The 22730-nt window shown below is 42.9% G+C and carries 26 protein-coding genes; 23 read left to right on the plus strand and 3 right to left on the minus strand.

Translation table 11 applies throughout. The annotated features are described in order from the left end of the window. The first annotated feature begins 5 nt into the window (after positions 1-5). The 12 genes from AC3E8G_RS02330 (at position 6) to AC3E8G_RS02385 (ending at position 10380) form a co-directional block, all read left to right on the plus strand. On the plus strand, positions 6-425 hold the full coding sequence (locus tag AC3E8G_RS02330) for a F0F1 ATP synthase subunit epsilon (RefSeq protein ID WP_120702141.1): 420 nt from the start codon (positions 6-8) through the stop codon (positions 423-425). An 87-nt stretch (positions 426-512) separates the two neighbouring features. Next, entirely contained in the window at positions 513-743 is a 231-nt protein-coding gene (locus AC3E8G_RS02335) for a DUF1146 family protein (protein ID WP_154858505.1), read from the plus strand. Between the two features lie 66 nt (positions 744-809). After that, a complete protein-coding gene (gene murA, locus AC3E8G_RS02340) occupies positions 810-2093 on the plus strand; it encodes a UDP-N-acetylglucosamine 1-carboxyvinyltransferase (protein ID WP_154858504.1) in 1284 nt (427 codons plus the stop codon). After that, positions 2083-2271, plus strand: a complete 189-nt coding sequence (locus AC3E8G_RS02345) for a DNA-directed RNA polymerase subunit beta (RefSeq protein WP_006596916.1) — start codon at positions 2083-2085, stop codon at positions 2269-2271. The genes murA and AC3E8G_RS02345 overlap by 11 nt, the downstream gene beginning before the upstream one ends. A gap of 105 nt (positions 2272-2376) precedes the next feature. Next, complete coding sequence (locus tag AC3E8G_RS02350) at positions 2377-3189, plus strand: DNA/RNA non-specific endonuclease (RefSeq protein ID WP_490676976.1); 813 nt, start codon at positions 2377-2379, stop codon at positions 3187-3189. Between the two features lie 167 nt (positions 3190-3356). Further along, a complete protein-coding gene (locus AC3E8G_RS02355; protein ID WP_154858499.1) occupies positions 3357-4076 on the plus strand; it encodes a matrixin family metalloprotease in 720 nt (239 codons plus the stop codon). A gap of 2 nt (positions 4077-4078) precedes the next feature. After that, the gene (locus AC3E8G_RS02360) at positions 4079-4450 is read left to right on the plus strand and encodes a hypothetical protein (protein ID WP_154858497.1); all 372 of its coding nucleotides are present in this window, start codon (positions 4079-4081) and stop codon (positions 4448-4450) included. Positions 4451-4532: 82 nt separating this feature from the next. After that, positions 4533-6440, plus strand: a complete 1908-nt coding sequence (locus AC3E8G_RS02365) for an ABC-F family ATP-binding cassette domain-containing protein (RefSeq protein WP_154858496.1) — start codon at positions 4533-4535, stop codon at positions 6438-6440. A 208-nt stretch (positions 6441-6648) separates the two neighbouring features. Beyond that, positions 6649-7005: a hypothetical protein gene (locus AC3E8G_RS02370; RefSeq protein ID WP_154858494.1), complete on the plus strand. Its 357-nt coding sequence runs from the start codon at positions 6649-6651 to the stop codon at positions 7003-7005. Between the two features lie 4 nt (positions 7006-7009). Further along, positions 7010-7882 carry an XRE/MutR family transcriptional regulator gene (locus tag AC3E8G_RS02375; protein WP_154858492.1) on the plus strand — a complete coding sequence of 291 codons (873 nt, stop codon included), beginning with the start codon at positions 7010-7012 and terminating at the stop codon, positions 7880-7882. Between the two features lie 23 nt (positions 7883-7905). Beyond that, positions 7906-9084, plus strand: coding sequence for an MFS transporter (locus AC3E8G_RS02380; protein ID WP_154858490.1), 1179 nt, complete (start codon positions 7906-7908; stop codon positions 9082-9084). 108 nt (positions 9085-9192) lie between these two features. Next, positions 9193-10380 (plus strand): MFS transporter, encoded by a 1188-nt coding sequence (locus AC3E8G_RS02385; protein ID WP_154858488.1) that lies wholly within the window; start codon positions 9193-9195, stop codon positions 10378-10380. 293 nt (positions 10381-10673) lie between these two features. Here AC3E8G_RS02385 and AC3E8G_RS02390 read toward each other — a convergent pair whose 3' ends face one another. From AC3E8G_RS02390 to murT, 3 genes are read right to left on the minus strand one after another with little or no spacing between them, the layout of a single operon-like run. Further along, positions 10674-10964: a LapA family protein gene (locus AC3E8G_RS02390; protein ID WP_154858486.1), complete on the minus strand. Its 291-nt coding sequence runs from the start codon at positions 10962-10964 to the stop codon at positions 10674-10676. A gap of 9 nt (positions 10965-10973) precedes the next feature. Next, positions 10974-11762, minus strand: coding sequence for a lipid II isoglutaminyl synthase subunit GatD (gatD, locus tag AC3E8G_RS02395; RefSeq protein WP_154858484.1), 789 nt, complete (start codon positions 11760-11762; stop codon positions 10974-10976). After that, a complete protein-coding gene (gene murT / locus AC3E8G_RS02400; protein WP_154858482.1) occupies positions 11762-13102 on the minus strand; it encodes a lipid II isoglutaminyl synthase subunit MurT in 1341 nt (446 codons plus the stop codon). The genes gatD and murT overlap by 1 nt, the downstream gene beginning before the upstream one ends. A gap of 182 nt (positions 13103-13284) precedes the next feature. Here murT and cdaA point away from each other — a divergent pair, with 182 nt between their 5' ends. The 11 genes from cdaA to whiA all read left to right on the plus strand — a co-directional run bounded on the left by cdaA (position 13285) and on the right by whiA (position 22717). After that, on the plus strand, positions 13285-14133 hold the full coding sequence (cdaA, locus tag AC3E8G_RS02405; RefSeq protein ID WP_154858479.1) for a diadenylate cyclase CdaA: 849 nt from the start codon (positions 13285-13287) through the stop codon (positions 14131-14133). Further along, a complete protein-coding gene (locus AC3E8G_RS02410; RefSeq protein ID WP_154858477.1) occupies positions 14130-14870 on the plus strand; it encodes a CdaR family protein in 741 nt (246 codons plus the stop codon). The genes cdaA and AC3E8G_RS02410 overlap by 4 nt, the downstream gene beginning before the upstream one ends. A gap of 27 nt (positions 14871-14897) precedes the next feature. Beyond that, entirely contained in the window at positions 14898-16253 is a 1356-nt protein-coding gene (gene glmM / locus AC3E8G_RS02415; RefSeq protein WP_154858475.1) for a phosphoglucosamine mutase, read from the plus strand. A gap of 43 nt (positions 16254-16296) precedes the next feature. Then, on the plus strand, positions 16297-17556 hold the full coding sequence (locus tag AC3E8G_RS02420; RefSeq protein WP_490676925.1) for an Ig-like domain-containing protein: 1260 nt from the start codon (positions 16297-16299) through the stop codon (positions 17554-17556). A 192-nt stretch (positions 17557-17748) separates the two neighbouring features. Further along, positions 17749-17880, plus strand: a complete 132-nt coding sequence (locus AC3E8G_RS02425; protein WP_006596603.1) for a DUF4044 domain-containing protein — start codon at positions 17749-17751, stop codon at positions 17878-17880. A 45-nt stretch (positions 17881-17925) separates the two neighbouring features. Further along, complete coding sequence (gene obgE, locus AC3E8G_RS02430; RefSeq protein WP_129268828.1) at positions 17926-19239, plus strand: GTPase ObgE; 1314 nt, start codon at positions 17926-17928, stop codon at positions 19237-19239. A gap of 23 nt (positions 19240-19262) precedes the next feature. Then, positions 19263-19424 carry a hypothetical protein gene (locus tag AC3E8G_RS02435; protein ID WP_048717230.1) on the plus strand — a complete coding sequence of 54 codons (162 nt, stop codon included), beginning with the start codon at positions 19263-19265 and terminating at the stop codon, positions 19422-19424. A 16-nt stretch (positions 19425-19440) separates the two neighbouring features. Next, positions 19441-19818: a RidA family protein gene (locus tag AC3E8G_RS02440; protein ID WP_490676927.1), complete on the plus strand. Its 378-nt coding sequence runs from the start codon at positions 19441-19443 to the stop codon at positions 19816-19818. Between the two features lie 111 nt (positions 19819-19929). Beyond that, a complete protein-coding gene (gene rapZ, locus AC3E8G_RS02445; RefSeq protein WP_272078778.1) occupies positions 19930-20826 on the plus strand; it encodes an RNase adapter RapZ in 897 nt (298 codons plus the stop codon). Next, on the plus strand, positions 20823-21800 hold the full coding sequence (locus AC3E8G_RS02450) for a YvcK family protein (RefSeq protein ID WP_414286106.1): 978 nt from the start codon (positions 20823-20825) through the stop codon (positions 21798-21800). The genes rapZ and AC3E8G_RS02450 overlap by 4 nt, the downstream gene beginning before the upstream one ends. Then, complete coding sequence (gene whiA, locus AC3E8G_RS02455; RefSeq protein WP_048689373.1) at positions 21797-22717, plus strand: DNA-binding protein WhiA; 921 nt, start codon at positions 21797-21799, stop codon at positions 22715-22717. Before AC3E8G_RS02450 ends, whiA begins: the two co-directional genes overlap by 4 nt. Positions 22718-22730 lie beyond the last annotated feature (13 nt).

The raw sequence follows: 22730 nt of genomic DNA on the forward strand, positions 1-22730 counted from the left end.
GAAAGATGAGTCAAATGAACGTCCAAATCGTTACACCGGATGGACTGGTTTATGATCATCATGCCGCATTTGTATCTGTCAAGACAATTGATGGTGAATTAGGGATTTTACCTCATCATATCAATACCATTGCGGTTTTGGCTGTAGACCAAGTCAAGGTTCGTCGTGTCGACGATGACAAACATATTGATTGGATTGCAGTCAATGGTGGGATTATCGAAGTAGCGGATAATGTCATTACCATTGTAGCGGATTCAGCTGAACGCGCCCGAGACATTGATATTAGCCGGGCTGAGCGTGCAAAATTGCGTGCGGAAAAGGCTCTTGAAGAAGCCAAAGATCAACATTCTGTTGATATGGAGCGTCGTGCAAAAATTGCCCTTCAACGAGCTATTAACCGGATTAATGTCGGAAATCGATTATAAAAATAGAAAGAAGTTGATTAAATCGACTTCTTTTTTTTGCATCTAAAGAATATGAAAGGAAAGTTTTTCTTATGGTATAATAGAGGTATGATTCAAATGATTTTTACTTTTTGCAGTCACCTATTATTTATTTCTTTTGCCTACCACCTTCTTTCAACGGTGGTTCAGTGGGAGCGTTTTTTAAAGGTAAGTGCTGATACAGCCGTGAAAATTCGTCTTCTTATTCTATTGATTAGTATTAGTTTAGGGTATTTGACGAGTAGCTTCTTTATCAGTATCTATGAATTCAGTCGGCAGTTGTTTAACGGGAACTTTTAGCTTCTTTTTTGATGAATTTATGGTATGATAGTAGTCGTGACTGAATGAAATGGAGTAATAACGAGTATGGATAAAATTATTGTAAACGGTGGTCAAAATCGCCTAGTTGGAACTGTGAAGATTGAAGGAGCAAAGAATGCTGTCCTTCCCCTTTTAGCAACAACTGTTTTGGCCAGTGAAGGAACAACGACTTTGACCAATGTTCCTGTTTTATCTGATGTCTTTACCATGAATAATGTCGTTCGTGGCTTGAACACTCAAGTGACGTTTGATGAAGAGACCAATACAGTAGTCGTTGATGCAACTCAGCCTTTAACAGAAGAAGCGCCTTACAAATATGTCAGCAAGATGCGGGCTTCGATCGTCGTATTAGGTCCTGTCTTGGCTCGGAATGGTCATGCCAAAGTTTCCATGCCGGGTGGATGTACCATTGGTAGTCGTCCAATCGATTTGCACTTGAAGGGATTGGAAGCTATGGGGGCGAAGATCACTCAAACTGCGGGCTATATTGAAGCAAAAGCAGATCGTCTTCATGGAGCGCATATCTATATGGATTTCCCATCTGTAGGTGCCACCCAAAATATCATGATGGCAGCAACTTTGGCAGATGGAACTACGGTTATCGAAAATGCAGCCCGCGAACCTGAGATTGTGGATTTGGCCTCTCTTTTGAATAAGATGGGCGCTAAGGTGCGTGGAGCTGGGACAGAAACCTTGACAATTGTTGGGGTGGATCGTTTGCATGGAGCGGTTCACAATGTCGTTCAAGACCGCATTGAGGCAGGAACCTTCATGGTTGGTGCAGCCATGACAGGTGGAGACGTTTTAGTCGAGGATGCGATTTGGGAACACAACCGCCCTCTTCTTTCTAAGATGCAAGAAATGGGCGTTGAGGTAACGGAAGAAGAGAATGGCATTCGCATTCGCTCAGATGTTTCTAAATTGAAACCAGTGACGGTAAAAACTTTACCTTATCCAGGCTTCCCTACAGATATGCAGGCTCAATTTACTGCTTTGATGGCCATGGCTTCTGGTGAATCGACTATGATTGAAACGGTATTTGAAAATCGTTTCCAACATTTGGAAGAGATGCGTCGGATGGGCTTACATTCAGATATTATGAGAGATACGGCCCGCATCCAAGGTGGAGCTAGCTTACAAGGGGCTGAAGTAATGTCGACAGACTTGCGTGCTAGTGCAACCTTGATTTTAATGGGGCTTGTGGCTGAGGGAGAAACCAAAGTGAGCAAGTTAACCCACCTCGACCGTGGATATTTTAAATTCCATGAGAAATTGGTAGCTCTTGGAGCAGATGTACGTCGTGTGAAGGAAGATGATGATGAAAACTAAATTAAAAGCAATCGGAAAACAATTGGGAATCGTCCTATTGGTTCTTACTATCTTAGCGATTGTCTTCGCTCTTGGCTTGGTCATTGGATATGGTGTCATTGGCAATGGAAAGGATCCTTGGTCCATTCTCTCGCCAGATACCTGGAAGGAAATCCTTCAGAAATTTTCAGGTAAGTAACTATTTATCAAAAAGAGGAGCTTGAGATCGTGATCCCAGGCTCTTTCCCATTCAGTAGAAACAGAGGAAACCAGTGTGGCAAGTAATCAAAAGAAACCACTTAAAATGAAAAAATCGGGACAAACTCTACTTGGCTTGGTGGTGGCAGCAGCCATCTCCATCGGTGGCTATTATTTTAGTCAACCCCAGCCAGTCGCAAGTCACTCTCAGGTTCAAACGGTTGTTACTTCGAGTCAAGAAGCAACACCGAGTAAGGAACTAGCGGAGAGTGTTCTGACAGATAGTGTTCGAGCTAAACTAGGAAAGAACATTCAATGGAATGAAGCAGGCGCTTTCATCATTAACCAGAATAAAACCAATCTGGATGCGGATGTTACTAGTCTCCCTTATGCAGATACCAAGACAAAGACTGTAAAAGGACGAGAGATCCCAACAGTTGCCAACGCTTTGATGACCAAGGCGACTCGTCAATACCAAAAGAGAGAACAGACGGACATAGATTGGGCTCCCGCTGGCTGGCACCAAGTAACCAATTTAGCTGGGGAATATGACCATGCGGTTGATAGGGGACATCTTCTCGGATATGCCTTGATTGGCAACTTAGATGGGTTTGATGCCTCGATGACGAATCCTAAAAATATTGCGGTTCAAACAGCTTGGGCCAATCAAGCGCGTGATAGTTTTTCGACGGGACAAAATTACTATGAAACCCTTGTTCGCAAGGCCCTAGACAAAAATAAACGGGTCCGTTATCGGGTGACACTCTACTATGCTTCAGATGAAGATTTGGTACCAGTTGGTAGTCAAATTGAAGCAAAATCGAGTGATGACAGTCTAGAGTTTAACGTTTTTGTTCCAAATGTCCAGAGTGGGATTAGTTTGGATTATCGTACTGGAAAAGTAACAGCGCATCGCTAAGTTGCGTATAAAAGAAGAAGCAGGATGAAAAGGATTCAGTTGGCTTTGCTGTCAACTGGATCTTTTTCTTTTCATGACTTCAATCTTTAGTTTATTTTAAGGAAATGAAGCTATACTATTGTCTTCTAGACCTAAACAAAGGTCTTCCCAAAGGAAAGGAGGCGCTTGTGAGAACTATTATAGCCATGATTCGTTTTCTAATACGGGCCATTTGGAGCCTTGTTTGGGGCTTGTTTTGGACTCTCGCCCTTAGTTTTGCTTTGCTGGTTGCTGCTTTATTCTTTAGTGGCAAAACCGGTAGCGGAATTGATGGGGTCAGTCGCGCAGCCCAAACGGTTGTCACCCAGGTAGATGCTTACTTTCATCGAGATGGTCCTCTACTGGGTCAGGGAAGTCCATCTGCTCAAGAGGACTTAGCAACAGATGGCCATACCTCTACAGGAGCAAGATGGGATCAGGCAACTGCAAAAGTTTATCTAGATCCTGAAATGGATGAGACCTTTACCCGTGCCTATGAGGAAGCTCTTGAGTCTTGGAATCAGACAGGAGCCTTCACTTTCCAACTCGTCACCAGTGAAGAAGAGGCCGATATCCTCTTGACAGAGATGGATGATAGCACGGTTTCTGCAGCGGGTGAGGCCGAATCTCAGACCAATGTTTTAACCAATCGTTTCAAACGGGTGACCGTTCGCTTGAATCGCTATTACCTACTTAATAAGCAGTACAATTATTCCCATCAGCGAATTGTAAACACAGCTGAGCATGAACTAGGCCATGCGATTGGTTTGGACCATACTGAGGAAGAGTCCGTCATGCAGGCAGCTGGTTCCTTTTATAACATCCAAGAGAGGGATATTGAGGCTGTTCGTCAACTATACAAGGAGTAAGAATGATCAAACGCATACTGTATCTTATTCGAACCTTTCCAGAACAAGTGGCACTCTTCGCGTTTAACTCTGGAATCTTTCTATGGATATCCCAAAAAGGTCAAGCAATTTCCAATGAATTAGGCATTCAACAGGCTTGGGAAAACTATGCTCCTGAGGGAGTCCGTCAATTTTTCGGGGACAATAAGGAAGCTGTTCAAGCTTTCTTCTCCCATTCGGCCATTACTTGGCTGATTGGCTCTATGATAATCCTGCTTGTGATTCGCTTAGTGAAGGGAGTTATCAAATGGGGCTTGTTTTTGCTGGTGATTGGCATCGGGATTTTCCTAGCCTATCAGTACAGTCAAATAGCTTCCAATATCTCAGAGATTTAAAAAGTTAGGACAGGTCAAGCGCATCTAGCGTTTGGCCTTTTCTTCAATTGTCAATTTGTCAAAAGTAAGGTACAATGAAACTATGATTATTTTACAAGCCAATAAAATTGAACGCTCTTTTGCAGGGGAGGTTCTTTTTGATAATATCAGCCTGCAAGTAGATGAACGGGACCGAATTGCCCTGGTTGGAAAGAATGGAGCCGGTAAGTCGACGCTCTTAAAAATCTTGGTGGGAGAAGAAGAGCCGACTTCTGGGGAAATTAATAAAAAGCGGGACCTTTCCCTCTCTTATCTGGCCCAAGATAGCCGCTTTGAGTCGTCCAATACCATCTACGATGAAATGCTCCATGTCTTTGACGATCTCAGAAAGACGGAGAAAAGCTTGCGGCAGATGGAGCTTGCAATGGGGGAAACAACTGGCGCTGACCTAGAAAAACTCATGCAGGACTATGACCGTCTCTCGGAAGAATTCCGTCAGGCAGGTGGCTTCACCTATGAAGCTGACATCCGCGCGATTCTCAACGGCTTTAAGTTCGATGAGTCCATGTGGCAGATGAAGATTGAAGAGCTGTCTGGAGGGCAAAATACCCGTCTCGCTCTGGCCAAGATGCTCTTGGAAAAACCAAATCTCTTGGTACTGGACGAGCCGACCAACCACTTGGATATTGAGACGATTGCCTGGTTGGAAAACTATCTGGTCAACTATAGTGGGGCCCTTCTTATTGTCAGCCACGACCGCTATTTCCTCGATAAAGTTGCTACCATTACCTTGGACCTAACCAAGCATTCTTTAGATCGCTATGTCGGTAATTACTCCAGCTTTGTGGAGCAAAAAGAGCAAAAACTGATGACCGAAGCCAAGAACTACGAGAAGCAGCAAAAAGAAATAGCTGCTCTCGAAGACTTTGTTAATCGCAATTTGGTCCGGGCGTCGACCACCAAACGGGCCCAGTCTCGTCGTAAGCAGTTGGAAAAAATGGAGCGCCTAGACAAGCCGGAAGCTGGGACTAAGTCTGCCCATATGACCTTCCATTCCGATAAGATCTCGGGCAATGTCGTCCTGACAGTAGAAGAGGCAGCCGTCGGCTATGACGATCAAATCCTGTCAGAGCCAATTAATTTGGATATCCGGAAGATGAATGCGGTCGCTATTGTCGGACCAAATGGGATCGGGAAATCTACTCTTATCAAGTCCATCGTCGGGCAGATTCCTTTCATCAAGGGGGAAGCCCGTTTTGGGGCCAATGTCGAGGTGGGCTACTATGACCAGACCCAAAGTAAACTAACCCCTCACAATAGTGTCTTGGATGAGCTCTGGAATGACTTTAAACTGACACCAGAAGTAGAAATTCGCAATCGCCTGGGAGCCTTTCTTTTCTCAGGGGACGATGTCAAGAAAACTGTCGGCATGCTGTCAGGTGGAGAGCGGGCGCGTCTGCTCTTGGCCAAGCTGTCCATGGAGAATAACAATTTCTTGATTCTCGATGAGCCAACCAACCACTTGGATATCGATAGCAAGGAAGTGCTGGAAAATGCCTTGATTGATTTTGATGGGACTCTTCTATTTGTCAGCCACGACCGCTACTTTATCAATCGGGTTGCTACACAAGTTTTGGAACTGTCGGAAGAAGGTTCGACCCTTTATCTAGGAGACTACGATTATTATCTGGAGAAAAAAGCTGAGTTAGAGGCTCTTGCAACAGCACAAGCAGAAGCTGTGCCTGTTTCTTCTACGGAGGAAGTCACCAGCAATGACTATCACTTGCAGAAGCAAAACCAGAAGGAACTCCGGAAAATCACCCGTCGCATTGAGCAATTGGAAGCAGAGATGGAAGAGCTTGATCAAAAAATCCAAGCCATCACCGAAACCATGCATAGCACCAATGATGCAGAAGACTTGGTACAACTCCAGAGCGACCTTGACCAACTAACCGTCCAGCAGGAAGCAGTCATGGAAGAGTGGGCAGAACTGTCAGAGCAGGTGGAATAGATGGAAGAGCTTGGAAAAGTTTTTCGTGAATTTCGAATCAATAAAAATTATTCGTTGAAAGAAGCATCAGGCCACTAATGAAACCGGCGAGTTCATGGAGAGCCAGTAGCAATTGGACCAGCTGACCGCCATCCAAGAAGAAGCCAGGCTAGATTGGGAAGAACTAGCACAGTAAGTATAGTTTTCTAATTTGTATAAGGAGAACATTATGGCGACTGAAAATGATTGGTTTATGAAGCAGGTTAAAGGTGTAGCCGACATGATTGGTACAACTTTGCGCCTACGGATTCAAAATTTAGATTTGGGGCAGTATGAGGATGAGGAAGGAAGTCTCATCAATGGGGCTCACTATCTTCAGCAAGTTCTAGAAGAGCAGCGATTTGCAGAGGCCATTTCTTTTGTTGAAGAGCAGATGAAACGCCTACCTCTTCATCAGTATGATCTATTAGTTGATTGGCTGATTTCTTACTTAAGACAATTAGATGTTTCCGTTAAAGAAGAACATGGATTCTACGAAGGATACTTGCAAGAGTTAGAAAGGTACTTAAAGGAATTTAAGTGGTAATCAAATGGAAGATTTAGGCAAAGTTTTTCGTGAATTTCGAATCAGTAAAAATTATTCATTGAAAGAAGCTGCAGGAGAAGCCTGCTCGACCTCTCAATTATCCCGTTTTGAATTGGGGGAGTCGGATCTGACTGCGTCGCGCTTCTTTGAAATATTAGACAATATCCATGTGACGATTGAGAATTTTATGGATAAGGCTAGGAATTTTCAACACCATGAGCATGTCGCCTTGATGGCTCAGATTATTCCGCTTTACTATGCAAATGATATTGCTGGTTTTCAAAGGCTTCAAAGAGAACAACTGGAAAAGTCTACAAGTTCGACCAATCCCCTCTATTTTGAGCTGAACTGGATTCTGCTACAAGGTCTGATTTGCCAGAGAGATGCCAGCTACACCATGAAGCAACCTGATCTGGATAAGGTGGCGGATTACCTCTTTCAAACGGAAGAATGGACCATGTATGAGTTGATCCTCTTTGGCAATCTCTATAGCTTTTATGATGTGGACTATGTCACTCGGCTTGGTAGGGAAGTGATGGAGCGGGAAGATTTCTACAAGGAAATTGGTCGCCATCGAAAACTGGTCTTGATTCTAGCCCTCAATTGTTACCAGCATTGTTTAGAACACCGTTCTTTCGAAAATGCCAGCTATTTTGAAGCCTATGTGGAAAAGATTATCGGCAAGAGCATCAAACTCTACGAGCGCAATGTCTTTCACTACCTCAAGGGATTTGCCCTCTATCAGAAGGAGCAAACAGAAGAAGGGAGTCAGCAAATGCTAGAGGCTATGCATATTTTTGATGTGCTAGGACTGCCAGAGCAGGTAGCCTATTATCAAGAACACTTTGATAAATTTGTAAAAAATGAATGTTCCTAAATAGGAGAGATAAAGGAGATTTTATGAACCGACATGCGGTCCAATTAATTAGTCGTGGAGCTATTAACAAAATTGGAAATATGCTCTATGATTATGGGAATAGTGTCTGGCTGGCCTCGATGGGGACTATAGGAAAGACGGTATTAGGGATCTATCAAATTTCTGAGTTAGTGACAGGGATCCTCGTGAATCCTTTTGGAGGGGTGATTTCAGACCGTTTTTCTCGTCGCAAGATTTTGATGACGACCGACTTGGTTTGTGGTCTCCTTTGTATGGCGATTTCTTTTATCAGAAATGATCGTTGGATGATTGCGGCCCTGATTTTTGCCAATATTATTCAGGCCATTGCCTTTGGTTTTTCTCGACCTGCCAATAAAGCTATTATCACAGAGGTTGTTGAGAAAGATGAGATTGTGACCTATAATGCTCACCTGGAGTTGGTCTTACAGGTTGTTAGTGTCAGTTCACCTGTTTTTTCTTTCCTAATTCTACAATTTGCCAGTCTTCATGCGACCCTCTTACTGGATGCGCTGACCTTTTTCATTGCCTTTGTTCTAGTGGCTTTCCTTCCGAAAGAAGAAGCTAAGGTTCAAGAGAGGAAACAGTTTACCGGGAAAGATATTTTTTCGGATATGAAAGATGGACTAAACTATATCTGGCATCAGAAAGACATTTTCTTTCTCTTATTGGTGGCTTCTAGCGTCAATTTCTTTTTTGCAGCTTTTGAATTTTTACTTCCATTTTCCAATCGACTCTACGGGGGCAAGGGGGCTTATGCGACCATCTTAACATTGGGAGCTATTGGATCTATTCTAGGAGCACTTGTTGCCAATAAAATTACATCAAGTATGAAAATTCTCCTGTTTTTACTGATCATGGCAGGTGTAGGAGTGTTCATGATGGGCTTGCCTCTTCCGACTTATCTTTCCTTTTCGGGAAATCTGGTCTGTGAATTTTTTGTGACCATTTTCGACATCCACGTTTTTACTCAAGTGCAAACCAAGGTGGAAGATGATTATCTGGGGAGAGTCTTGAGTACGATTTATACTTTGGCTGTTCTCTTTATGCCCATCGCCAAAGGTTTGATGACTTGGTTGCCAAGTGTCCGAGTAGAATCATTTCTTTTTATTGGAGCTGGAGTTATTCTCTTTTCACTCTTGGCTCAGCTAGTAGCTAAGCAGCTTCAATCAAAAGAACAGTAGGTATCCTTTTATAAAATTGTAATTTATTATTTTTCCCAAATAAGGGACAAAATAAAAACCTCTTTCATGAACTGATACAATAGTTTCAGAAAATGAAGGAGTTTTTTTATGAATCGACATGCAGTCCAATTAATTGCTCGTGGGGCGATCAATAGAATGGGAAATATGCTCTATGATTATGGGAACAGTGTCTGGCTGGCCTCGATGGGGACTATAGGAAAGACAGTGTTGGGGATTTATCAAATTTCTGAACTTGTCACCTCCATTCTAGTTAATCCATTTGGAGGCGTGATCTCAGACCGTTTTTCCCGTCGCAAGATTTTGATGACGACCGACTTGGTGTGTGGTCTCCTTTGTTTAGCGATTTCTTTTATCAGGAACGATCGTTGGATGATTGCGGCCCTGATTGTTGCCAATATTGTTCAGGCCATTGCCTTTGCATTTTCTCGTACGGCCAACAAAGCCATCATCACTGAGGTCGTAGAGAAGGACGAGATTGTGACCTATAATGCCCGCTTGGAGTTGGTCTTACAGGTTGTCGGTGTTAGCTCACCTGTGTTCTCTTTCCTTGTTTTACAATTTGCCAGTCTCCATGCTACCCTTTTACTGGATTCACTGACCTTTTTCATCGCCTTTGTCCTAGTGGCATCCCTTCCGAAAGAAGAAGCCAAAGTTCAAGAAAAGAAAGGGCTTACGGGAAAAGATATTTTTTCGGATATCAAGGATGGATTGCACTATATCTGGCATCAGAAAGAGATTTTCTTCCTTCTCTTGGTGGCTTCCAGCGTCAATTTCTTTTTTGCAGCTTTTGAGTTTTTACTTCCATTTTCCAATCGACTCTACGGGGTCAAGGGCGCTTATGCGACCATCTTAACGTTGGGGGCTATTGGCTCCATCATCGGAGCCTTGATTGCTAATAAATTTAAATCAAGCATGGAGATGCTTCTCTTCTTATTGATTTTAACAGGAGTGGGAGTGTTCATGATGGGCTTGCCCCTTCCGCATCTTCTTTCCTTTTCTGGAAATTTGGTCTGTGAACTCTTTATGACGATTTTTAATATCCACTTTTTTACACAGGTTCAAACCAAGGTAGAAGGAGACTATCTGGGAAGGGTTTTAAGCACCATTTTTACCCTAGCCATTCTCTTTATGCCCATCGCTAAAGGCTTGATGACCTGGTTACCAAGTGTTCGAGTAGAATCCTTTCTCTTGATTGGAGTTGGCGTCATTCTCTTTTCACTCCTAGCACAAGTAGTCGCCAAGCAACTGCAATCAAAAGAAGGTAAATCAGCATGAAAAAGCATCGATTGATTTCAAATTAAAGACAAAGTTATGTTAGAAACTTTCCTTAGGTGAGTACGGACGTCAGCGAACTTCGAAGAAGTTCCATGACTTAGTTTTGGACCTAAGGTTCCAAAACTCCCGAGTGCCTGAAACAATTGTGTTTCAGGCACTTTTCTCACAGCGGAAAGTTTAAGTATAACTTTTAGTAAGCCTAATTGAGTATCTACTTATATTTTTTTCAGTATCACCTTGGTTGTTTTATGAAAAACAGTTTATCTACATCAAAAAAGCACCAATTGGTGCTTTTAGTTTTCGATTTGTTTGATTTTTTCTTCTTTTTCACCGGACATCTTTTGTCCTAGTTGTTTTTTAGCGGTTTTTAACTCATGTTTTAATGAGAAATTTTTTGGAAGGCTGACTAAGAAAGTCACCAGCGAACCAAGAAGGACACAAACCAGAATCAAAATGATGAGAGGGAGTTTAAATTGGACCAGCAAAAAGTTCACAGTCACCGTTTGCATATTGGCCAAGGAAATAATCGCAATAAGCAAGACTGCAATCAGTAGTGCAACATATTGTAGTTTTCGTTTATTCATTTTGTCTCCTTATTCTTCTAATTCAGCCTTGCTTTTCACATCAGCGTATTCTTCTGCTTTTTCAAGGCTTAAGATATCATTGTAAGTTGCTAAGACGATGTTTTGTCCATATTTTTTCTTTAGAGCTGTTGTCACCAAGCGATAGGCCAAATTGGCGTTGCGAGAGAGGATAGGGCCGTGGAAGTAGCTCCCAAAGACGTTCTTGTAATGAACCCCTTCGCAACCATCTTCTTTATTGTTCCCATTTCCGTAGATGACCTTACCTAGCGGTTTTTCATCCTCTGCCAAGAAGGTCCGACCTTGGTGGTTCTCAAAACCATAGTAGGTTTCATTGAACTCTTCATTATGAATCTTGATGTCGCCAATATAGCGATTGTTTTCTTGGTTGAGAGTGTAATGCCCCATAATACCAAGTCCCTCAATGCGTTTACCAGAAGCCTCAATGTAGTACTGGCCTAGAAGCTGAAAGCCGCCACAGATAGCCAGGACCACCCCATCGTCATGAATGAAGCGTTCGATGTCTTCTTTTTTATCTGGTAGATCCTCGGATACAATGGTCTGTTCGTAGTCTTGGCCTCCACCGAAAAAGGCGATATCGTAGGTGTCTGGATCAAAGCGGTCTTTGAGTGAAACGATGTCCACAGTTACGCGAGCACCGAGCTTTTCCGCAACATACTTGAGCATGAGGATATTGCCATTATCCCCATATGTATTCATCAGATTCCCATAAAGATGGGCAATTCGCAATTCGTATTGGTAGTTTTCCTGATCAGGGGATTGTAGTGAAGTATAAGTCATTAATTCATCTCCTTTTCAATCAGGTGTTCTTGAGCTAGCAATTCACGGAATTCTAGCATAGCCGTATAGGTGGCTAAAATATAGGCGTGAGAAGTAGTCTGTCCTTTAATCTGGGTAAAGACATCCTCTAATTTTGCATTTTCAGTAATCTGGTCAGCCGGATAGCCAGTGACCCGAAGTCGCCGAGCAATTTCAGAGTGGCGTACCCCACCGGCGTTGATCTCTGGGATGTCCATCTGGGTGATTTGCTCAAAGTCCGCATCCCAAATCCAGCTGGTATCGATCCCATCTGCATAGTTGGCATTGAGAAGCACAGACAAGCTGAAGGGATACGGCGCTAGTTTGATCATTTCAATAGCCTGAGTAGCTCCAACCGGATTTTTGATCAGGACTAGGGTACATTCCTTATCCCCAATCTTAAAGGTTTCCTGACGACCGAAGACAGCCTTGCTCTTATCGAAACCACGCTTAATGACGTCTGGGCTCACATCAAAATAATGGGCCACCGCAACTGCAGCGAGGGCGTTGTAAATATTAAAGAGGCCCCCGATATTGATGTGGTAGTTTGTTCCGTTGATCTTAAAGTGAGAAGAAGTATTGGTCAGCTCAGTCAATTCATCGACAGCGACTGTTAAAGGAGGACGGTGGAAGCCACAGCTTTCACAAATGTAATCCCCCAGATTCGCATAGGTATTCAACTGGTAGGTCAAGATGCCATGACATTCTGGGCAGACGATACCTTCTGTGTTGTAATGAGCTAGCTGTGGAGCAGTTTTTTCAGTCTCAAAGCCAAAATATTGAACGGGATTTGGTAGGGGAAGGGTATGGAAAAGAGGACTATCCCCATTCATCAAAACAGTCGCTTGAGGGGCTTTTTTAATCCCATCCAAGATCATCCGATAAGTCGTGTAGATTTCTCCGTAGCGGTCCATTTGATCGCGGAAGATATTGGTGATCACAAACAAAGTCGGTGTGATGTAGTCACAAATCCGAGACAGGCTGGCTTCGTCAATTTCAAGAACAGCAATCGGACGACCAGAAGAACCTTTTGCGTTCAAGAAAGTAGTCGTAATCCCTGAAATCATATTGGCACCACTAGGATTGGTCACGATAGGTCCAAAAGCCTCCTGCAGAATGCCAACAGTAAGAGCAGTTGTTAGTGTTTTCCCATTCGTACCAGTGATGACTACAATTTCGTAGTTCTGGGCCAGGTGTTGTAAAATATCTTTATCAATTTGAAGGGCGATTTTTCCAGGAAGTGTAGAGCCACGTCCAAGCATACGCAAGAGGTGACTACTCATTTTTCCGGCAATAAGCCCCATACTAGTCTTAATCTTCATAATTCATATTTTATCACAAAAACCAACAGAAGGTTACAGAAAAATCTGTTGAAACATGATATAATGATGTAGAGTGGTTTGAACGCGCTATCCTTTTGATAGAAGCCTTGCTGTTGCTAGTAAGATTCTACAATTTGTTAGCCGTTCGATAAGCCTAGAAGAGAAGTGGTAGGTATGAGATCGTGAACATCCAACAACTGTCAAATCCCCAGTATTGGGCCAGTTTATTTCCCACTCCCTGGAGTGTGGTTGTCAACCTTATTGACATTGCCCTAGTGGCTTGGTTATTGTATTATTTTATCAAAGCCATTGTCGGCACTAAAATTATGATTTTGGTGCGTGGTGTCTTGACCTTTTTCTTATTTGAGTTAATTGCCAATATGATTGGTTTAACGACCATTTCTTGGTTGATCAACCAAATCATCACCTACGGGGTCATTGCTACGGTAGTGATTTTCTCTCCGGAAATTCGGACTGGATTAGAACGATTAGGTCGAGCCACTGAATTTTTCTCAACCAACCAGATTAGTACAGAAGAAAAATTGGTTCAATCTTATGTAAAAGCAGTTGCCTATATGAGCCCTCGGAAGATTGGGGCCTTGGTTGCGATACAAGGAAGTAGAACCCTTCAAGAATACATATCCACAGGTATTCCCCTTGATGCAGATGTATCAGGTGAACTATTGATCAATATTTTTATCCCCAACACCCCACTTCATGATGGGGCTGTGATTGTTACCAATGATAAAATTGCTGTATCTTGTGCCTATCTTCCCTTAACAGAAAGCACGGGAATTTCAAAAGAGTTCGGTACACGGCACCGGGCAGCCATCGGCTTGTCTGAGGTAAGTGATGCCTTCACCTTTGTTGTTTCGGAAGAAACGGGTGGGATTTCTATCACGAGAAATGGGAGCTTTAGACACGATCTTAGTATCGAAGAATTCGAACAAGAGTTGCGTTCCTTCATTATTCCAGAAGATCAAGGGAAAAAAGATTTGAAATCAAGAATTTTTGGAGGACGTATTAAATGATTCCAAAAAGAAAAATTGCCTACATTGTGACCTCCGTCTTTTTCTCAAGTCTCTTATTCATCAATGCAACCTCTGTTAATTTCCAGAATAACAGTAGTGCACGCCAAGTGAGCTCTGAAACTTATACCAATACTCTTACCAATATTCCGATTGATGTAAAATACAACGATAGTAAATATTTTGTCAGTGGGATTAGCTCAGAAGTGACCGTCTTTCTGAAAGGGTCCAATCGTGTCGCTTTAGCATCAGAAATGCAGGCTAGTACTCGTAAATTTAAAGTGGTAGCCGATCTGAGCAATTTGAAAGAGGGCCAGCATGAAATCACCTTAAAGGTGGAAGGCTTACCTTCCGGTTTAACTGCAACCATCGAGCCTCAAACAGTCACTGCAAAAATTGGTAAGAAAAAGACGAAAAAGTTTGATGTTTCAGTCACGATACCAGACAAACAAATTGCCCCAGGTTGGAGTCTCTCACATGTTACTTTTTCTGAAGATAAGGTCTCTGTCACTAGCGACCAGGACACTTTAGCCAAAGTTGATCATGTAGAAGCCATCTTCCCTGAAGGAGATCTTTTAAACAATACCTACACGGCAACCGTCTCCTTAAAGGCGGTCGATAGCGAGGGAAATGATTTACCAGTCATCATCTCTCCATCAGAACTATACATGAAGGTTGAGTTGAAACAGACAAGTTCTAGCTCGTCGTCATCCAGTTCCTCATCAAATAATAGCAATTAATAAAGATTCATCGAAAGGATTATCATAATGGGTAAATATTTTGGAACGGACGGAGTCCGTGGAGAAGCAAACGTCGAATTGACACCAGAGTTGGCCTTTAAGCTCGGTCGATACGGAGGGTATGTCCTCAGTCAACATGAAAAAGAAACGCCACTTGTTTTCGTAGGACGAGACACTCGTATTTCTGGTGAAATGTTGGAAAGTGCGCTTGTTGCGGGTCTCTTATCTGTAGGGATTAAAGTATACAAACTCGGTGTGATCGCGACACCAGGTGTAGCTTATTTGGTTCGTTCTGAAGGGGCAAGTGCTGGGGTCATGATTTCTGCCAGCCACAATCCAGCTCTAGACAATGGGATTAAATTCTTTGGGAATGACGGCTATAAACTGGATGATGACCGTGAATTAGAGATTGAAGCCTTATTGGACGCGGAGTCTGATACTCTTCCTCGTCCTAGTGCGGAAGGTCTTGGAACAGTGATGGATTATCCAGAAGGACTTCGTAAGTATCAAGAATACTTAGTTTCAACTGGAACCCAGCTTGAAGGAATGCACGTGGCTCTGGATGCTGCGAATGGTTCAGCATCTACAAGTGCCCGTCAAGTCTTTGCTGACTTGGGAGCACGTTTGACAGTTATTGGAGAAAGCCCAAATGGTCTCAATATCAATGACCAAGTAGGCTCGACCCATCCTGAGGCTTTGCAAGAGGCTGTCAGAGAATCTGGTGCGGCTATTGGTTTGGCTTTTGATGGTGATAGTGACCGTTTGATTGCAGTTGATGAAAATGGCGATCTGGTCGATGGTGATAAAATCATGTACATTATTGGGACCTACCTTTCTGAGAAGGGTCTCTTAAAAGATAACACCATCGTAACGACCGTCATGTCCAATCTTGGCTTCCATAAAGCCCTGGATGCCAAGGGTATTAACAAGGTTGTGACTGCTGTCGGAGACCGCTATGTAGTTGAAGAGATGCGGAAGTCTGGTTACAATCTAGGTGGTGAACAGTCTGGTCACGTGATTGTCATGGACTACAATACTACTGGAGATGGTCAGATGAGTGCCGTTCAATTGACCAAGATTATGCAAGAAACTGGTCGTACATTATCAGACCTTGCATCAGAAGTCACCATCTATCCTCAAAAATTGGTCAATATCCGTGTTGAAAACAGCATGAAAGATAAGGCGATGGAAGTTCCTGCTATTCGTGCAATTATTGAAAAAATGGAAGCTGAAATGGCTGGGAATGGCCGTATCTTAGTGCGTCCAAGTGGTACTGAACCTCTTCTTCGTGTTATGGCAGAAGCTCCGACTGATGAAGAAGTGGATTACTATGTGGATACAATTGCTGCTGTAGTCAAAGATGAAATTGGTCTTGAAGACTAAATAAAGAAGTAAACTCTCCAAAGTGAGAGTTGAGGAGGTCAATATGAAATATTTACGTCGAATGATGTGGTCTCTAGCCCTTGTTGCTACTGTCCTCTTTTCGAAGGCTTTTGTGCAAACGATTCAGGCGTCAGAAGTCCTGTCTTATACGCAAACAGCAAGCCTAAGCAAGGACAACCAAGTAGTAACCAATGGAACTACAGTCTTATCAAATGAAAAATTGTCAGCTACCATCAATGTAGCCTTTCCAGATACACAATCCATTCAAGCAGGAGACACCCTGACCTTGTCTTTGCCTAAAGAATTAACCTTCTATACAGCTCTAGAATTTGATGTGGTAGAAGAAGGCCAAACAAATGGTCAGACAGTCGGGAAAGCTGTTGTCAATTCGGCAAACAAGACCGTAACGGTTACATTTAACGATTACTTTGCTTCACACCCCCTCAATAAACGCGTTTCTTTACGTTTTGATGTGAAAGTTGATCCAGAAGTTGTTACCAAAACATCCCCACTGACCTTTAAATTTGGTAATACAGATTTTTCATTAAACTACGAAAAAACAGATGGCCAAGCTGGTGACTATGAAATGAAATATGGCTACCAAGACCAAACAGATCCAACGATTGTAAAATGGCGGATTATCTTAAATGCCCGTCAAGATATCCTTCGTGGCATGGTCATTAAGGATCAATTTGGAGATGGTTTGACACTGGTAGAAGGTAGTTTCCGTGCGGTTCGCTTTAGTCCAGTAGAAGGTGGCATTAGAAATGAAGCACATATTTTAAGTCTGCCAGTTTTAGATAATTTCAGTAAAAAAGCTGTCTTCGACAAGAATGAAGCTGGTCAGATCACAGGATTTACTATTGACTTTGGGGATAACTACAATTGGCCAATGTACATTGAATACTCTACCAAAGTTGCTCCTGGTACAAAAGTTGGCGATTTGGTTCATAATACCTTGACATGGACAGCAACCAATTTCCCTGAGCCACGTAGCTTAACACGAGAAGTGAGATTGGAAACAGGTTCTGGAGAAGGATTAGGTGAGAAAAAACAAACGCCACCGACTTCAAGTTCAACAACCACACCAGAATCATCTACGACACCAAGTTCGCCAAGTTCATCAACGACCTCAAAACCTTCCGATCCGACTACAATAGAAAGCAATGATATTCCAAAAACTGGGAAGAAAAAAGTCCTTCCTCGTACGGGTGAGAAGATGACGCCTGTTATCTTCCTGGTCGGTATCTTGGGCTGTGCGGTTGGCTTTACTGTGTTACGCTCTAAGAAGCTAACCAAATAATACTCGTTATTAAAAGGCTGGAATTTTCCAGTCTTTTTTGTTAGTTAGATGAAAAGGGATTTGAACAAGTGTGGAGGTTGAAAAATTTATTTCCTCCAAAGCTACCCTTACGTCTAGAGGTGGATGTTTGAAAAATGCCCTTATTCGTGGTAAAATAGGGCTAATGAATTTATTGTAATTGAGGTAAAAAACGTGGCTTTTGGAGACAACGGAAAACGCAAAAAAACTTTCTTTGAAAAATTGACTATGTTGGTCATTGTAATTATGTTGATTGTAACGGTTGGAGCAATCTTTGCTGCAGCTTTGGGTGCACTATCCTACTAAGGGACTACCAAGTGATACTTGGTTATAAAAGGAAAACGATAAACTATGAGTATGTTTTTAGATACAGCCAAGATTAAGGTCAAGGCTGGAAATGGCGGTGATGGCATGGTGGCCTTTCGCCGTGAAAAGTATGTTCCCAATGGCGGTCCTTGGGGAGGCGATGGTGGACGCGGAGGCAATGTCATCTTCGTTGTAGACGAAGGCTTGCGCACGCTGATGGACTTCCGCTATAACCGGCATTTCAAAGCCCAAAATGGGGAAAAAGGAATGACCAAAGGGATGCACGGACGGGGAGCAGAAGATCTCTATGTACGAGTGCCCCAAGGAACGACAGTCCGAGATGCTGAGACAGGAAAGGTCATTACCGACTTGGTTGAAAATGGGCAAGAGTACATTGTTGCCCATGGAGGGCGTGGAGGACGCGGGAATATCCGTTTTGCAACTCCTAAAAATCCAGCACCTGAGATTTCAGAAAATGGGGAACCGGGTCAGGAACGCGAACTCGAATTAGAACTCAAGGTTTTGGCAGATGTTGGTTTGGTAGGCTTCCCTTCTGTTGGGAAATCGACCCTTCTCAGTGTCATTACTTCAGCCAAACCAAAGATTGGAGCTTATCACTTCACAACCATCGTTCCAAACTTGGGCATGGTTCGGACGCCGTCAGGTGAATCCTTTGCAGTCGCAGACCTTCCTGGATTGATTGAAGGGGCTAGCCAAGGGGTTGGACTGGGGACTCAGTTCCTTCGCCACATCGAGCGCACCCGTGTCATCTTGCATGTCATCGATATGTCAGCCAGTGAAGGACGCGATCCTTATGAAGATTATGTTCAAATCAATAAAGAGCTTGAAACCTATAATCTTCGCTTGATGGAACGTCCGCAGATTATCGTGGCGAATAAGATGGATATGCCAGAGAGCCAGGAAAATTTGAAAGAGTTCAAGAAAAAATTGGCCGCCAATTACGATGAGTTTGATGAACTGCCACAGATCTTCCCGATCTCTAGTTTGGCGCATCAAGGTTTGGACAACTTGTTAGAAGCAACAGCAGACTTGTTAGACAAAACACCAGAATTCTTGCTCTATACGGAAGAAGATATGGCGCAAGAAGAAGTTTACTACGGCTTTGATGAGGACCAACCAGCCTTCGAGATCAATCGTGATGATGATGCTTCTTGGATCTTGTCTGGTGATAAGCTAGAGAAGCTCTTCAATATGACCAATTTTGATCGCGACGAGTCTGTCATGAAATTTGCGCGTCAATTGCGTGGAATGGGTGTCGATGAAGCCCTTCGTGCGCGTGGAGCCAAAGACGGAGATATCGTTCGGATCGGTAAATTTGAATTTGAATTTGTTGACTAGTTAGATGTAAAGAGGAGAAGAAGATGGGAGATAAACCTATATCCTTTCGTGATAAAGATGGAAATTTTGTCTCTGCTGCAGACGTTTGGAATGCAGAAAAATTGGAAGAACTCTTTAATAAGCTGAATCCCAATCGTAAGTTACGGTTAGAACGGGAAAAATTAGCAACATCCAGTGAAAATTAGGAATCAGGAGAAAAAAATGGCAAAAACAATTCACACAGACAAAGCACCAGCAGCAATTGGACCTTATGTTCAAGGAAAAATTGTGGGCAATCTCTTATTTGCAAGTGGGCAAGTTCCGCTTTCACCAGAAACAGGTGAAATTGTTGGAGAAACCATCCAAGAACAAACCCAACAAGTATTGAGGAATATTGCTGCTATCCTTGAGGAAGCTGGAACGGACTTTGATCACGTGGTTAAAACAACCTGTTTCTTAAGTGATATGAATGATTTTGTACCTTTTAACGAGGTCTACAAAACAGCATTTTCAAGTGAATTTCCAGCACGTTCTGCAGTAGAAGTGGCTCGGTTGCCACGCGACGTCAAAGTTGAAATTGAAGTCATTGCAGAAGTATAGTCTGAATAGAGGAATGCATTCGGGAAATAAGAATGCTGGAGTGAGAGCCATCGACTGACCAACTGGAAAGATGATGGTCTCCTCCTTTTTTGTAAGGAAAAGGTGATTAGGATGACAGATACAGATAAAACAATTCAACTGGTCATTGTGACAGGAATGAGTGGTGCAGGAAAGACTGTAGCCATTCAATCCTTTGAAGATATGGGCTATTTCACCATCGACAATATGCCACCAGCTCTCTTGCCGAAATTTATTGAGCTGATTCAATTGTCGATGGACAACAATAAGTTGGCTCTCGTTGTGGATATGCGGAGCCGGTCTTTCTTCGCAGAAATTCGCTCCATTTTGGACGAATTAGAGAACCACGAAGGAATTGATTTTAAAATTCTCTTTTTGGATGCGACCGACAGTGAATTGGTTGCGCGCTATAAAGAGACTCGTCGGAGTCACCCACTGGCTGCGGATGGGCGTGTCTTGGATGGGATTACGTTGGAACGGGAACTTTTGGCTCCGCTCAAAAACATGAGCCAAAATGTCATTGATACGACGGAATTAACTCCTCGTAATCTTCGAAAAGTGATTGCTGAACAGTTCTCCAGACAAGATAGTCAGCCTGAGTTTCGGATTGAAGTCATGTCCTTTGGTTTTAAGTATGGTTTACCTTTAGATGCGGACTTGGTCTTTGATGTTCGTTTCCTACCAAATCCTTATTACAAACCAGAGCTACGGAATCAAACGGGCTTGGATGATGATGTCTATAACTATGTCATGGACCATCAAGAATCAGAGGAGTTTTATCGCCATCTCTACGATTTGATTGCTCCTATCTTGCCTGCATACAAGCGAGAAGGGAAATCTGTTTTGACGATTGCAGTGGGCTGTACAGGTGGTCAACACCGTTCAGTAGCCTTTGCAGCTCGTCTTGGACGGGATCTAGCGAAAGATTGGACGGTGAATATGAGTCATCGCGACAAAGACCGACGGAAAGAAACGGTGAATCGCTCATGAGAAAACCAAAGATGACCGTCATCGGAGGCGGTACAGGGATTTCCGTCATTTTGGACAGCCTTCGAAAAAAAGATGTTGAAATTACAGCTATCGTAACAGTAGCGGATGATGGTGGTAGTTCTGGTGAACTTCGAAAAAATATTCATCAATTGACACCACCGGGCGACTTGCGAAATGTGCTAGTAGCGATGTCAGACATGCCTCGCTTTTATGAAAAAGTCTTTCAATATCGTTTTGCGGAAGACGATGGACCACTAGCTGGGCACCCTCTAGGGAATTTGATTATTGCAGGGATTTCTGAAATGCAGGGGTCAACCTACAATGCCATGCAACTACTGACCAAGTTTTTCCATACGACAGGAAAAATCTATCCTTCTAGTGATACACCATTAACCCTTCATGCTGTCTTTACGGATGGGTCAGAGGTGGCTGGTGAGAGTGAAATCGCCCATCATGAGGGCATGATCGATTATGTTTATGTCACCAATACCTATAATGATGAGACGCCGAAAGCGAGTCGAAAAGTAGTAGATGCGATTTTAGAAAGTGATATGGTGATTTTAGGACCAGGATCACTCTTTACATCGATTCTTCCTAATCTAGTGATCGAAGAAATTGGTCAGGCCTTGCTTGAAACAAAAGCAGAGGTCGCTTATGTCTGCAATATCATGACCCAACGTGGGGAGACAGAACACTTTACCGATAGTGACCATGTATCCGTCCTTCATAAACACTTGAAGAAGCCGTTTATTGATACTGTTTTGGTCAATATTGAAAAAGTCCCTCAAGAATATATGGACACGAATCGCTTTGATGAATACCTGGTTCAGGTAGAACACGATTTTGCAGGTCTAAAATCGCAGGTTCCCCGGGTCATTTCCTCTAATTTCCTTCGTCTGGAAAATGGTGGCGCCTTCCATGATGGAGGAGCTGTGGTAGATGAACTGATGCAAATTGTACAGGTGATTAAATGAGTTTTACAATTAAAGTAAAAGAAGAGCTCTTGACCCTTCACCGCTTTGAGAAAAGTGAGTTATCTGCTCTGATTAAGATGTCAGGTAGTTTGGGTCTAAGTATGGGGGGCTTAAGTTTGTCTTTGACCACAGAGAATGCTAAGATTGCCCGCCATATCTACGAATTGATTGTAGAATTTTATCAGGTCAAATCGGACATTCGTCACCACCAAAAAACCAATTTGAAAAAGAATCGCGTTTATACCGTTTCTATTGATGAAAAGGTCGAAGAGATTCTTGCAGACCTGCACTTAGCAGATTCTTTCTTTGGTATTGAGACGGGGATTGACCCAAGAATTTTAGAAGAAGATGAAGCGAGTCGAGCTTATCTGAGAGGCGCTTTCCTAGCAAGTGGGACCATCAAGGATCCAGAGTCTGGTCGCTATCAATTAGAAATTAGCTCTGTTTATTCTGACCATGCCCAGGACTTGGCCAACCTCATGCAACACTTTTTGTTAGATGCCAAGACCATCGAACGCAAAAAAGGAGTCGTCACCTATTTGCAACGGGCAGAGGATATTATTGATTTTCTCATCTTGGTAGAAGCCAAGCAGGCTTTGGAAGAATTTGAGTCTGTCAAGGTCATGCGAGAAGCACGCAATGATCTCAATCGAGCCAATAATGCTGAAATGGCCAATATCGCACGTACGGTTACAGCTAGTATGAAGACAATTAACAATATCGTTAAAATCATGGATACCATTGGATTAGGTGGTCTTCCGGTCGAGCTTCAGGAAGTTGCCTATGTTCGAATCCAGAATCCCGACTATTCCATCCAGCAAATTGCGGATGCTCTGAAAACTCCCTTAACCAAAAGTGGCGTCAACCATCGCTTGCGAAAAATCAATAAGATAGCAGACGAGCTAGATGAACTATAAGAAAAAAACCTTT

Source organism: Streptococcus sp. SCPM-O-B-15294 (M123) (assembly GCF_058200455.1).